Below are 13,411 nucleotides of genomic sequence, written 5' to 3'. Positions count from 1 at the left end.
TAAGATAGAATGCCACTTTAAGGAGAGATGAAAAACATGCAAAATCAACCTACCTCACAAGGACAAAATATGAATCAAAATCAGATGCCGCCAACAATGAACATGAACACACAAGGGACACAAGCTACCCCAAATACGAATCACGGCGGGCACGAGCTATTCGATGCACATGAAGTGATTGCCGGCATTATCAGCATGCTCGACCAATACCAAATGTACGAACAGCATATCCAGGATCCTGCGCTAAAAGATATCGTGAAACGCCAAACAACCTTTGTAACCCAGATGTACAACACCATCGTGGAAAGTTTCCGAACTGGTCAGAAGCCATCCGTTTCTACTCAAGTGTATAAAATGACCCAAACACATGACGTCGTATACGGCATCACACCTTCACAACCAAAAAAGCCGAACCAATCCGTCAATGAGCTTGCTGACAAAGGGCTTTCCGCTTATATGCTTGGACAAACAAAGGGGCTTGCGACGCTGCTTGCCATGACTGCGCTTGAAATGACCAATCCGGTCCTTCGTCGCGTCATTGCAGACAGTGTGCCAAACTTCATTGAAATGAGTTACGAGATTTTTCTTTATCAAAATAAACATGGTTACTATCAGGTACCGCAGCTTGCCATGCAGGATATGAATGCTATGCTGCAAAGTTATACAACTGTACCGAATCAGGGGAATATGACTCACTAAAAAATAAAGAAGCCAAGGAGGGAAAGTTCTCCACGGCTTCTTTTTCCAATCACTACTCCTTACCTTTTCAACGCTACCTCGCTAAGTGCTTTCGGCCGTGTAGCTTTATACCATTGATAGCACAGGATGACTATGATGATTCCATCAATTACATCGCCGCCATAGTACATAACCATTGCTCCACTTTCCGCTTGTTCTACAGGCACACCATTTGGAGGCCAAGAATAGATGAATTTCGATAGAATACCATGTCCGGCGAGTGCAAGGATGAAGACGATGGTCCGGTAGAGGTAGCTTCTTCTATGCGCTGTAGGGTCAACATAAATCATCGATATCGTAAACAAATACCCTGCCAAAAACACATGGAAATGTACGAAAAGAAATAGCCCTACATGCTGATGCATCGCTTCATACAATGAGGTTGTATATAGGAGCCATAATCCTCCGATATTTAAGACAGTAGCAACAGCTGGATCTGTAACAACCGAGATAGGTTTACTCTTTAGGAATCGTGTTAACTTTCTGGAAGCATTAACGCTAAGCGCCCTCATTAAAAGGGTCATAGGTGCCGACAAAGCAAGCAATAGCGGCGCCAACATCCCTAATAAAAGATGTGCATACATATGATAGGAAAAATCCACATGTGCCCTTTCTGCAATAGGACCTGCCAAAGCAATCACAGCAAAGATAATTCCACTAGTAAACAACAAAGTCCGCTTGAGCGGCCATTTTGTATATTTTTGATTGGATAGTTTCACTCCTGTTATATATAAAAGTAATGCAAATAAAAAAGGAACCACCAGAAGCTGACTGGTCCAACCACCTATCTCTGCCTGATGATGGATGTGTGTGAGTAGGCTCATGAAGCAACCTCTTTGGAACGTTGCCTATTATTCGTTTTGATCGTTAAAATCACACCCACCACTATCATCCCCGCAGCGATCGTATTCCAAATCACATCATAAATTATTACATTATCAACATACCGAATTTGATGAATGCGCATGATTTTGTGTTGAATGATCCCATCATATAATTGAAAAACTCCTGCCCCCAAATAAATACCGCCTATCCACCTTTTCCATACAAGCGACTTCCTTCTTCTTAAATCAGCAAATAAAAACAAGCCCCCAATCGTCGCAAACCAGCTGAAGGCATGAAATAACCCGTCGGAAACTAAACCCACACTTGTTGTGGACTTATCATAAAAATGATGCCAGTGAAGCAATTGGTGAAAGATCGTTTCATCTATAAAAGCAACCATCCCTAATCCAAAGAGAATCCCCGACCACAAATTACGTCTGCTATAGTTGGATGTAGCCTTATCCATTTCATCGTTCAACTCCTATTCTTAGAAAATAAACTTTCTTTCATAATTTCCCTAAAACTTGTCTTGTAATCAAGTTCTCACTCTTTTCTATCCACAATTCAGGGGGAATTAGTGAACGGAGCAAAAAAAACCGGTGAGAATGTAATCCCACCAGCATCTGTTATAAATTATTTCATCTCTTGCGTAATCATAGTCAAGCTATCTGCAGAATGAGCAACCTCTTCAAATGCCTTTCCCAAATCATCTACCACACCCACAAAAGACAATACTTCTTCGTTGATTTTGTTATTTTGATTAGAAGTTTTCCCTAACATATTTAAAATTTCTTCAAAGTGTTTTTCTGTCTGCTTCATGTTATCGTCGCCACTTTTGACTTCGACTCTTATTCTCTCTAAGGACTTTATCAATTCCTCTGCTTGCTTATTCGTATTCAGGATAAGAGAAGAAACATTTGTTACTGATTTTTTTGTTCTGTTCGGAAAGTTTTCGAACCTCACCTGCTACCACAGCAAAGCCGCGTCCTGACTCTCCAGCCCTTGCCGCTTCAATGGCAGCATTAAGCGCCAACAAGTTGGTCTGGTCCGCTATTCCTGTCACAATTTCTACGATTTCTTCCATCTGTTTTGATATGGTTAATAATACATCCACATCCCTTGAAATATCATTGACTGAACCATGAATATTTGTCATATTCAACGTTTGTTTATGTATTTGGCCCTTTCCATTTTCTGCATGCTCCTGTGCAAGTATGGAAAGCTCTGTTCCGTTGTTTGAAAGAGACACTATCTCACTAGAACGTGAGAGCAATTGTTGAAACGCCGCGTTCGTCTCTTCTGAAATAGCAGCTAAATTTTCAGATGCGCTCGCTACATTATCCCTAACGTGTCGCTTCTGTTCCTCCACAGCTCCTTTTAATCTTTCTGTTTCCTGATCATATGCCTCTAATACTAACTGCTGCTCCAAATTCAACAGCTTTGAAACGGCTCTGATTGCAAGAAGGCAGTCTTCTTTGTCTGAAATATTCTTATCAATGATGTTTATCAGCGATAAAAGCAAATCTTGGAATGCACACATATACCATTTCGTTTGCAACCCAATCTTTACATGTATTTGCGCTATCTTTATCCTTTTTGCAAAATAGGACTCATCGATCTTCCCATCAAACATTTCGGTAATATGTTGTTTAAGCGTCTTTTTAAGCCTTTCGATGGAGCTATTATCATTAATGATTGTCAATAACGCCGGTTCATTCTCTAGATTCTTGTAAAATCTCGCTACAATATCCTCGATTTGTGCCGTAACAAACGGTTGAATGGCGTTTATAATTTCCAAGTCCCTTTTGTGAAGGTCTATCATTTTTACTTGCTTGAGAATCTCACTATCTCTTTTCACCTCAAGACTCCCTTTTCCCTCTTCAAAACTGAAGCTTTTCCCTTGTTGGCGTTCCCTTTTGAATATCATCCTGACTCCCCTTTTTCATACAAAAAATCCCTCTCACTAGGAGAGGGGACTGCTTCATAACTTCAAGCAATTGTCTATTTTTAATAGTATAGGAATTTATCTCCATAGACAATGGCTTAAATTACTTAACTGGAAAATTTCAAGAATTGAAGGTGACGCGGGTTGGAGAAATGTAGATTCGCCTCAAGGTTACTTTAAATTCTTCCCAATGTATTTCACAATTTTTCGAAGCTCAGATACAGACGGTCTACCAAATGGACTTGTCTGCCTTTGTTGATAGAGTAGTTTTCCTTTTTCATCAATAAGGAAATAGGCTGGTTCCCCGTGAACTCCATGGTCTTCATATGGAGCATCTTCTCCATGATAATAGACACCATATGCTTCTAACGCTTCAAGTTTCGAGTCTGAAAGGACAGGCATAGTCAAATCATATTCCGATACCATTTCCTTTAGTTTTTCCACTTCCTCTGTAGCAATGGCCAAGACATGTACTTTTTTATCCTCAAAGTACCCCTTGCTTTCCTCTAGTTCCTTCAATTCATTTTGACAGACAGGGCACCATGAACCGCGGAAAAAGACGATCAAATGCCATGCCTCATGCTCCTTTTGGTGAGCGTCAAACGAGAAAGTTTCCCCTGTAGTTTGAGTAAGTTTAAATTCAGGAGCTTTGTCCTTTAATTTAAGATATCCCATGTTCATTTCCTCCTTTTATAATAAATCCAAAATGCCATCTAGTGAATCAAATGTGTAATCTGGGGCTAGCCCCAATTCTTCTTGGGGTAAATGATTTCTGTTAATCCAAGCAGTATGAAAACCAAAGTTTTTGGCGCCGCTGATATCCCATCCATTTGAAGACATAAATAGAACTTCTTCTCTTTTCACACCTATCTCTTTAAGGACTCCCGTATAGGATGCAGGTGTAGGTTTATACTGTTTCGTGTCATCTACACTTATAATGTGGTGGAAATACTCTTTCATCCCTGCTTGTTCGACCAAAGGCTCCAACATATCCCGCGACCCGTTTGAGAAGACCGCAAGAACCCTCCCATTCTCTTTAAGCGTGCTTAACACATTCTGTACTTCATCATAGGCATGCAAAGAAGTATATTGCACCATAAGAGACTCCACTTCTTTGTTAGAAAACGGAATGGCCAATTGCTTTAATGCATACTTCAAAGAATCTTTCGTTACCTCGGAAAATGTTTCATAGTTCCCCATCAGTTGGCGAAGAAACGAATACTCCAACTGTTTTCTCCTCCATATTTCACTGATTTCCGTTCCTTTTCCGTCAAATAATTCATCCGCTTTTTCTTTTACAGAATGAACATCAAATAAGGTTCCATACACATCAAATACGAATGTTGAAATAGTAGGGGGCAACTCTAACACTTCCTTTATGGTATTCTCTTTTTAAAATTCCCTCTTAAGAATAAAGTAAACTGTTTAATATGCTTATAAAAAAACACACCAACCTGACATAGAGGTAGTGTGTTTATCTACTATCATTAATTTAGGTTTCTTAACGTAGGCTTCGTCAACTTACATGCCGGATAGCTAATAGAAGGCGCGTAATAGGATAACTTTCTCATAAAATAGCAGGATTCCGGAAAGTGGTGTTCGAGAAATCGCAGTGTACTTTGATTAATGAGTTCGTCGTCCAAGTAAAGCTCCAGTACTTCGGCCACCAGATTATTAAACTTCACCACTTCGACTGACACTTCCTTTGCGAACCTCATCTGCGCAGGAAAGCCTGGTTCTGTAAAATGCAGATAGCCTTCCATCATGTCATTTTTCACAATAAACTGCGAAAACTTCCCTCTCACATGATTGGCTCGTTCCACCAGTGCAAACTCCACGCCATCCAACATCCTCAATAATAAAGAGGCATGCCCCAACTGATCATCCAGCCACATGCTTAACAATTCGACGAGAGTTAATGCAGGATAATCTTTTCCCTGGACGTAGCTTTCCAGTATCCTCAAGTACTCCCTGTTTTCCAAAAGCGTTCCATTCAGATAAGTCGGTGTCAAATTCAAATTGACCTTATTAAAGAGCCTCAGATTCAACAGGTTGCCTTCGAACAAGTAGTACTTGTATGCCACTTCATTCGCCATTTCCGATAGCCTGATCATCGGTCCTGAATCCACAGGTGCATCTTTAGGAACCCTCTTCAACTCCTGCTCCACTTTTCCAAAAGTCTCAATAAACGTCTCTGCCTGCTTGACCCATTTCTTTTCTTCCGGGGATAGATAATCTCTTATAAAATAGGCGTGGTCTTTTAAGATGCCCAGCCAAAATTCATGCTCTTCCCATGGGGTAATCGGTTCATAACTCATTCTGTCCCCCTCCTCTTTATACAACTTATTTGTCAGGAGAGGTTTTCATGATAAGGAAAAGCGCAGCCTATTAAAAAATAAGCTACGCCTTATCTTATTACTATTTTTTGCTTCGTCGATAAAGATCCATTGATTTATGGCCCTCATCAATGATTGCTACCATCTCGTGTAGTCGTTTTTCCTGCGTTTCTTCCCTTTTGGCACTATAGACATAACGCGCCCAATCCTTTTGGTAGCCATATGTCAGGTCGTTATATTTCGCCAATACGGCTTCATTATTTTTCAAAAAGCTCTTAATGTCATCGATATGAGCAATATAGTCATCCACACATTGGCTCTTTGCACTTGTCTTCTTTTTCGCTTTCTTAGGCGTGGATTTTAGCCCTACTACTGTGAAAACCTCATTCAGGCTGACCATTCTTGAAAATTTAAGCGTGCTGTTTGGCAGGTACTTTTCTTCATCCAGATTTAACTCCGCATAAAAGCTGTCCCGCTCAATGTATTCCGGGTAGACCAAATTCCCCTTTTTCGGATAGGCGACATACACATAGCCGTTATCAGAAAGCAACTGCTTCTCATTTATGATTTGAACGTACCTGTTGAAATCTTCCATGGAGAACATGAACAAGAAGATCAAATCATACTTGTCCTTTTTAATAGAAGTATCATAGTCCAGTCCTTCAAACTCCCCAGCATTCTCAGGCAACTGCAAAAATAAACGGTTCTCATATTTTTGCAGATTCAGTTTATCGACTATGGTTTTTTCGGCATTCATCTCTCTTACATCCCCCTCTGCTTCCTTACATTTCTATCTACTATTATAACAAAATCACGCATGATCAAAACGTGCTTTTCACTTTGCTCACTTGTTAACAAAATGTTCACCTTTTTCTTCCAGATGTGTGACTTTTATCACACTTTTATTTCCTTCCACCTTTTACAATGAAGGTGCATAGATCATTTAGATAAAAATTGGAAAAAGGAAGTGGCGAGTATGTTTTCTTTTAAAAAATTTTTGGTGTGCTGCTTTGCACTTGTCTTACTATTAGGGGTTATGACCGGTTGTGGTTCTGATGAGGTTTCGGTGGAAGATGCCGAGGCAGAAGTAACGATTAAGAGTTCGAACTGGGAATTCGATCAAGCTACTTATACTGCTCCTGCCGGCAAACCTGTTGCTATCCACAATGAAAACGTGGAAGGTCACCACGGAATTACCATTAAAGGAACAGATGTGAAGATTCAAGGGGATGGCAGTGTCGTTGCAAACCTTAAGCCTGGGGAATACGAAATCATCTGTGACATCATGTGTGGAACAGGGCACACAGAGATGGTTTCCAAACTGGTTGTGGAATAGAAAGGGGTGTCAGGGATGGCAAATGTACAATATGAACGTCCTGAGAAATCTACCGACAAGAAGCTCCCTCTGAAAGAAGAGGAAGCTTCATTAAAAGGAACATTGATTGCCGTATTTTTGTTAGGGGCGTTTATCGTCATTTCGTGGGTCAGCGTGTTCAGCTTATTTATTTCACGAAATTAGGAGGCAGAAAAAGGGGGGTACAAATAGATGCATTTACACCGTTATGAAAAATATTGGTTAATTTTTGGCGTTGGGACCTTGGTTGTATTTTTATCCGTCATTGGGTTTACCGCCTTTGCTCACGGGCACCATCCACCAAGTCATATGGCCACTGTGGATGCGGAGAATGTGAGAGCATCCGCTCCATTTGATGAGCCCGGATTGAAGAAAATCGACGAGAACACCTATGAAGCTACCATCATTGCTATGACATTTGGCTATGAACCTAATAAAATTACCGTTCCAAAAGGCTCTACTGTCAAGTTCCAGCTGACTAGCCAGGATGTCGTCCACAGCTTTACCATCCCGAAGACAAACGTCAACATGATGATCACACCTGGACACATCAACCAATCGGAACATACATTCAAAGAAGCTGGCTCTTACCTTGTCCTTTGCAATGAATATTGCGGCATTGGACATCAGAATATGCAAATGGAAATTGAGGTGACAGACGAATGAGACAGGCAGCGGAAGTAGACATTCATGATTCAAAATTAAGTATGGCCTATATTTATATCGCTTTTGCTGCGCTATTCTTGGGAACAATGGCAGGTGTGGTCCAAGGGCTTGTGCGCGGGGGACTAATTGAACTGCCTTACAGCATCAGCTATTACCAGCTGTTGACGGCACATGGTGTGCTTCTTGCACTTGTGTTGACGACCTATTTTATCTACGGTTTCCTTCATGCCGGGATGAGCAGAACATTGGGCACGATGACACCCTTTGAAAGAAGATTAGGCTGGGTCGGCTTTTGGGTACTCACGATCGGCACTCTATTAAGCTTTGCAATGATCTTAACGAATGACGCATCGGTCTTATATACTTTTTACGCGCCATTGCAAGCCTCTCCCCTCTATTATGTAGGGTTGACTCTGTTTGTGGTCGGAACATGGATTGGCGGGGCAAGTTTGTTGGCACATTATATCCGCTGGAAAAAGCAAAACCGCGGGCAAATAACACCACTGTTCAGCTTTATGACAGTCGGAACGATTCTATTATGGTATGTCGCTTCCATCGGGGTTGCCGCAACTGTGCTGCTTCAATTCTTACCTTGGTCGCTAGGCCTTGTTGATAACATCAATATTTTATTGAGCCGCACATTGTTCTGGTACTTTGGACATCCGTTGGTGTACTTCTGGCTATTGCCGGCTTACATCGCTTGGTATGTCTGCATTCCTAAAATCATCGGCGGAAAGCTGTTCAGTGATTCACTAGCTCGCTTGGCTATTGTGTTGTTCTTATTATTCTCGATTCCAGTAGGCTTTCACCATCAACTGATGGAAGCCGGGATTTCTGAGTTTTGGAAATACCTGCAGGTTGTTTTGACCTTTGCGGTAATTGTTCCTTCGCTTCTGACCGCCTTCTCTATTTTTGCCACCTTTGAATTGGCGGGTCGGGCTAAAGGAGCAAGAGGTGCCTTTGGGTGGGTACGAAAATTGCCTTGGGGTGACGCACGCTTTTTCGCACCATTTATGGGAATGCTGTTTTTCATCCCCGCTGGAACCGGTGGAATCATCAACGCCAGTAACCAAATGAATGCTGTTGTCCATAACACGCTTTGGGTGGTGGGACACTTCCACATTACCGTTGGATCCACCGTTATCCTGACATTCTTCGGGATCGCGTACTGGCTAATTCCAGTCTTGCGCGGCAGGGCCTTCACCGCACGCATGAACAAACTTGCGATGACACAGACGATTCTCTGGACGGTTGGAATGTTCTTTATGTCTGGTGCGATGCACTTGCTTGGGTTGTTAGGCGCACCACGACGTACCGCCTATACCACTTATCAGGATCATGCGACAGCTGCCGCTTGGTTTGATGGAGTTTTCACAAACCAGGTCACGATGGCACTCGGCGGGGTCATCCTGTTTGTCGCATCCATGCTGATGATCTACATCGTCATCAACCTTGCCTTCTTCGCACCAAAAGCCCATACGGAATTCCCGATCGGCGAGGTGGCGGAAGATGCACGGGAAACCCCACGCATTCTTGAAAACTGGAAGCTATGGATCGGAATTGCGGTGGCATTAATCTTGTTCGCTTACACCATTCCGTTAATGGATATGATACAAAATGCACCACCAGGATCACCTCCGTTCAGACCTTGGTGATGGAAGGTGATATGGGCAGTGGGAGGAAGGGGTCCCGCTGCTTTTTTATTTTGTGAAAAAGGGGAATTGGAGTGATCAAATAACCTAGCTGTTGATTGGAGCGATAGGCGAAGACTCCTGCGGGAGGAAGGGACAGGGAAGACCCCGCAAGGCGAAGCCTGAGGAGGCTTCCGGACCGCCCGCGGAAAGCAAAGCCTAGCGCGGAAATCAACAGCGGTGTTAAACCATTGCCTAATCTTCCCCTTCCCCTTCTTATAAGCTTTTGCGCTTGCCATTTCTTGTGTTACAATATTGACTATCATAAATGTGGGGAAAATAGCTAAAAAAGCCCGCTCCCCCGGCATTCTTATATAAGGAAGGTTGAAAAACTTGGAACATAACCCAGCAAACTCGAATTTTATTCGAAATATCATAAAAGAGGACCTGGAATCTGGCAAGCGCAACCATGTCATCACCCGCTTCCCTCCAGAGCCAAACGGTTACCTACATATCGGACATGCAAAGTCCATCGTCATCAACTTTGACCTTGCTGACGAGTTCAACGGAAAAACGAACCTGCGCTTTGACGACACCAACCCTTTAAAAGAAGACGTTGAGTATGTTAACTCCATCAAAGAAGACGTAAAATGGCTTGGCTATGATTGGGACGGACTATTCTTTGCATCTGATTACTTTGAAGAGATGTACAATCGCGCTGTTCTTTTAATCAAAAAAGGCAAAGCGTATGTGGACGACCTGTCTGCTGATGAGATCCGTGCTTACCGCGGTACTTTAAAAGAACCAGGAAAAGACAGCCCATACCGCGAGCGTTCTGTGGAAGAAAACCTTGATCTATTTGAGCGCATGCGTAAAGGCGAATTTGGCAGCGGAGAAAAAGTACTTCGTGCAAAAATTGACATGAAGTCACCGAACATCAACTTGCGCGACCCGGTCATCTACCGTATCTCTCATGCAACGCACCATAACACAGGAGACAAATGGTGCATCTACCCGATGTATGCCTTCGCACACCCAATTGAGGATGCGATTGAAGATGTGACTCATTCTATCTGTACCGTGGAGTTTGAAGACCAACGTCCACTGTACAACTGGGTCGTAGCGGAAACGGAAATGGCAGGAACGCCACAGCAAATCGAGTTTGGCCGTTTGAACATCACCAATGCCGTCATGAGTAAGCGTAAGCTGCGCAAGCTTGTGGAAGAAGGAATTGTGGACGGATGGGACGACCCTCGTATGCCGACAATTTCCGGACTGCGCCGTAAAGGTTACACACCTGAAGCAATCCGCGCATTCGTTCGTGAAACAGGTGTTTCTAAAGGATCCGGTTTTGTTGACTCGCAAATGCTTGATCACTTTGTACGTGAAGATTTGAAATTGAAGTCCCCTCGTACCATGGGTGTTGTACGTCCTTTGAAAGTGGTCATCACCAACTACCCTGAAGGACAAGTGGAAATGCTGGATGCGGAAAATAACCCGGAAAATCCGGAAATGGGAACAAGACAAATTCCATTCTCCCGCGAGATTTATATCGAGCAAGAGGATTTCATGGAAGATCCGCCGAAGAAATACTTCCGCCTCTTCCCTGGCAATGAGGTTCGCCTGAAGCATGCTTACTTCATTAAGTGTGAGGACTTTGTAAAAGACGAAGACGGAAATGTAGTGGAGATCCACTGTACGTACGATCCGGAAACGAAGAGCGGCACTGGGTTCACTGGCCGTAAAGTAAAAGGGACATTACACTGGGTAGAAGCTTCCCAAGCGGTCCCTGCTGAATTCCGTTTGTTCGAGCCGTTGCTATTGGACGAGGAGCCTGAGTCGGAAGTGGAAGCTGAAGTCGCAAATGTAGCTGGCACGGAAGAAGAGTCGATGGAAGTTATCGAAAAATCCTTCCTGGACCAAGTAAACCCGAATTCCATGAAAGTGTTGAACGGATTTGTGGAGGAAAACATGAAGGATGTGGCACCACAGGAGAAATTCCAATTCTTCCGCCACGGCTACTTTAATGTGGATCCGAAACATACCACAGCTGACAAGCTTGTGTTTAATGAGATTGTGTCGTTGAAGAGTTCGTTTAAGTTATAGAGTAGAGTGATTGATGGCCCCTGTTCGTGAACGGGGGTTTTTTGTTGGTTGGGTGGGGCGGGCACGTGGCTCAATTGTTGCAAAATTTGCTGAGGTTTGTCGAATGGCGGTTATATGGGTGAAAGTAGTGGATAAAACGAAAAAGTTCGCGGATAAAATCAAAATCTTCGCGGATAAAACGAAAAAGTTCGCGGATAAAATCAAAATCTCCGCGGATAAAACGTATTCTTTCATGCTTCAGGCAGGAATTCATGACTCCACAGGCGAAATAGAGAGGGAATATCTCTGAAAAGGAGACTACCATGATAACAAAAGACAGAGAAAAACCACTCAGGTTGCTCGCGCATGAAGCCGCAATGCGAAGGGTCCCCAAAACCCATCCAAAACACCCTCAAATTGAACATGAATTCTACCGTTTACACTATGGATACAAAGGCGAACAAGCAATGGACTACTATTCATCCTTCCTGCCCCATGAAGACTATAAAGTGTTGCATGGCTTAAGGATTCCAGACACAAAAGGGCGACACTTCCAGATGGACTCACTCCTTATCTCTCCTACTCATTGCCTCATATTAGATTCCAAGTATGTTTCGGGAAAAATTGAGTTTGATGAAGATACCGGAAGTCTGATCCGCCACAATGAAACTGGACAAGAAAGACTTGGAGACCCGTTTGCGCAGCTAGCGCGACACAAAATACAGCTTTCCTCTATCATCGAAGGTCTTAAATTACCTCAAATTCCCATCTACACTCAAATCGTCATAACACATAAAAATGCTACCTTATTAAAAAAATCCCCCCTCATCTTAAAGAATGTAGTCTTTCACACAAATCTCCCAACAAGAATAAAAGAAATTGATAACACCCAAACCCACACTTACTTTTCAAATAAGGACGCCAACAAGCTTGTGAAAACACTATTAAAAATTCATCAAGATGAGAACTTTAACTTGATGAATTACTATGGCTATGGATTTTCTTCTTCTTCGTTTATTAGAGGAGTGATTTGCCCTATTTGCTCCCATGCACCTATGCAGAAATCTTATCAGAAGTGGTTGTGCTTAAAATGTGGACATTCAGAAAAAGAGCTTCTTCAACAGACAATTAAGGACTATCCATTACTTGGATTTGGGAACAAGATAACAAACAGAGAGTTCCGAGAGTTCATATGTCTTCATTCCTCACACATTGCTTACAGAGAGCTCCTATCATTAAATATCCCCCACCAAGGCAACAAAAAAGCCCGCATATATTTTATTGAATAAAAATACAAATGACCCCCGCGAAGTTAGACTCCCGGGGGCTTTTAACATTACATCCTACACAAACCATCTCAAATAAACAACAAATCCAACGATAATAACAACAAACAACGCGATATAAATATACGTAAGTCGCCTTACATTCCCCTCTGATTTCTTCTGATAATCGTGATCTCCCTTTCCCGCTACCTGAAGTGTTGCAAACAGCCCGCCAACCAAAACTAGCACTCCTAAAACGCCTAAAACTAACATCATATGCTCTCTCTCCATTTCGGAAACTCTCTATACATTGAACGGTAGCTTATAAAAGGTTTTTTTTCAACTATACTAACTTAGTTTATCTGCTTATTACTGCGATATTTTGCTGGATTGTACCTTTTCGAAGGGTTATTGTAACTCTTTTGCCGTGGATTGAAACTTTTATAATGGTCATTATAACTTTTCATCGTGTTATTGTGACATTTACAAAATATCAACCAATCCCCCGCCTCCATATTGCATAAACTAGTAAAATAGTTATATACTTAAATGAGAATGATAATCAA

16 protein-coding genes and 1 pseudogene are annotated in these 13,411 nt (G+C 42.4%); 8 read left to right on the top strand and 9 right to left on the bottom strand.

All coding sequences use genetic code 11. The features are described from left to right. The first annotated feature begins 36 nt into the window (after positions 1 to 36). Positions 37 to 699, top strand: coding sequence for a spore coat protein (locus M313_RS0110635; RefSeq protein ID WP_010195024.1), 663 nt, complete (start codon positions 37 to 39; stop codon positions 697 to 699). 59 nt (positions 700 to 758) lie between these two features. Here M313_RS0110635 and M313_RS0110630 read toward each other — a convergent pair whose 3' ends face one another. From M313_RS0110630 to M313_RS0110600, 8 genes and pseudogenes are all read right to left on the bottom strand, one after another. Continuing rightward, positions 759 to 1,562, bottom strand: coding sequence for a cytochrome c oxidase assembly protein (locus M313_RS0110630; protein ID WP_010195023.1), 804 nt, complete (start codon positions 1,560 to 1,562; stop codon positions 759 to 761). Continuing rightward, entirely contained in the window at positions 1,559 to 2,029 is a 471-nt protein-coding gene (locus M313_RS0110625; RefSeq protein ID WP_010195022.1) for a DUF2243 domain-containing protein, read from the bottom strand. Before M313_RS0110625 ends, M313_RS0110630 begins: the two co-directional genes overlap by 4 nt. Before the next feature lie 167 nt (positions 2,030 to 2,196). Next, positions 2,197 to 2,382: a hypothetical protein gene (locus M313_RS26145; protein ID WP_010195021.1), complete on the bottom strand. Its 186-nt coding sequence runs from the start codon at positions 2,380 to 2,382 to the stop codon at positions 2,197 to 2,199. A gap of 118 nt (positions 2,383 to 2,500) precedes the next feature. After that, positions 2,501 to 3,103 (bottom strand): annotated as a pseudogene (locus tag M313_RS26965) (methyl-accepting chemotaxis protein); the annotation flags it as partial. A 576-nt stretch (positions 3,104 to 3,679) separates the two neighbouring features. Continuing rightward, positions 3,680 to 4,183 carry a peroxiredoxin family protein gene (locus M313_RS0110615; protein ID WP_010195019.1) on the bottom strand — a complete coding sequence of 168 codons (504 nt, stop codon included), beginning with the start codon at positions 4,181 to 4,183 and terminating at the stop codon, positions 3,680 to 3,682. A gap of 15 nt (positions 4,184 to 4,198) precedes the next feature. Then, the gene (locus M313_RS0110610; RefSeq protein WP_010195018.1) at positions 4,199 to 4,870 is read right to left on the bottom strand and encodes a haloacid dehalogenase type II; all 672 of its coding nucleotides are present in this window, start codon (positions 4,868 to 4,870) and stop codon (positions 4,199 to 4,201) included. 125 nt (positions 4,871 to 4,995) lie between these two features. Next, entirely contained in the window at positions 4,996 to 5,826 is an 831-nt protein-coding gene (locus M313_RS0110605) for a DUF2935 domain-containing protein (protein WP_010195016.1), read from the bottom strand. Between the two features lie 100 nt (positions 5,827 to 5,926). Continuing rightward, positions 5,927 to 6,601: a YdeI/OmpD-associated family protein gene (locus M313_RS0110600; protein WP_010195015.1), complete on the bottom strand. Its 675-nt coding sequence runs from the start codon at positions 6,599 to 6,601 to the stop codon at positions 5,927 to 5,929. A gap of 219 nt (positions 6,602 to 6,820) precedes the next feature. Between M313_RS0110600 and M313_RS0110595 the strand changes: the two genes are divergently transcribed. The 7 genes from M313_RS0110595 (at position 6,821) to M313_RS0110565 (ending at position 12,869) form a co-directional block, all read left to right on the top strand. Next, positions 6,821 to 7,180, top strand: coding sequence for a cupredoxin domain-containing protein (locus M313_RS0110595; RefSeq protein ID WP_010195014.1), 360 nt, complete (start codon positions 6,821 to 6,823; stop codon positions 7,178 to 7,180). 15 nt (positions 7,181 to 7,195) lie between these two features. Beyond that, positions 7,196 to 7,363, top strand: coding sequence for a cytochrome c oxidase subunit 2A (locus tag M313_RS25220; RefSeq protein ID WP_010195013.1), 168 nt, complete (start codon positions 7,196 to 7,198; stop codon positions 7,361 to 7,363). A gap of 27 nt (positions 7,364 to 7,390) precedes the next feature. After that, positions 7,391 to 7,864, top strand: a complete 474-nt coding sequence (locus M313_RS0110585; protein ID WP_010195012.1) for a cytochrome c oxidase subunit II — start codon at positions 7,391 to 7,393, stop codon at positions 7,862 to 7,864. Then, entirely contained in the window at positions 7,861 to 9,519 is a 1,659-nt protein-coding gene (locus M313_RS0110580) for a b(o/a)3-type cytochrome-c oxidase subunit 1 (RefSeq protein WP_010195010.1), read from the top strand. Before M313_RS0110585 ends, M313_RS0110580 begins: the two co-directional genes overlap by 4 nt. Positions 9,520 to 9,888: 369 nt before the next feature. Then, the gene (locus tag M313_RS0110575) at positions 9,889 to 11,601 is read left to right on the top strand and encodes a glutamine--tRNA ligase/YqeY domain fusion protein (protein ID WP_010195008.1); all 1,713 of its coding nucleotides are present in this window, start codon (positions 9,889 to 9,891) and stop codon (positions 11,599 to 11,601) included. A 103-nt stretch (positions 11,602 to 11,704) separates the two neighbouring features. Next, positions 11,705 to 11,890 carry a hypothetical protein gene (locus tag M313_RS0110570; protein WP_157182457.1) on the top strand — a complete coding sequence of 62 codons (186 nt, stop codon included), beginning with the start codon at positions 11,705 to 11,707 and terminating at the stop codon, positions 11,888 to 11,890. A 13-nt stretch (positions 11,891 to 11,903) separates the two neighbouring features. Beyond that, entirely contained in the window at positions 11,904 to 12,869 is a 966-nt protein-coding gene (locus tag M313_RS0110565) for a nuclease-related domain-containing protein (RefSeq protein WP_010195004.1), read from the top strand. A gap of 54 nt (positions 12,870 to 12,923) precedes the next feature. Here the strand turns inward: M313_RS0110565 and M313_RS0110560 are convergent, their stop codons facing one another. After that, positions 12,924 to 13,121, bottom strand: coding sequence for a hypothetical protein (locus M313_RS0110560; RefSeq protein ID WP_010195003.1), 198 nt, complete (start codon positions 13,119 to 13,121; stop codon positions 12,924 to 12,926). Positions 13,122 to 13,411: the final 290 nt, after the last annotated feature.

Origin of the sequence: Bacillus sp. m3-13 (assembly GCF_000175075.1) — a bacterium.
Lineage (GTDB): Bacteria > Bacillota > Bacilli > Bacillales > Bacillaceae_I > Sutcliffiella_A > Sutcliffiella_A horikoshii_C.
This window is presented reverse-complemented; position numbering and strand designations above follow the sequence as displayed.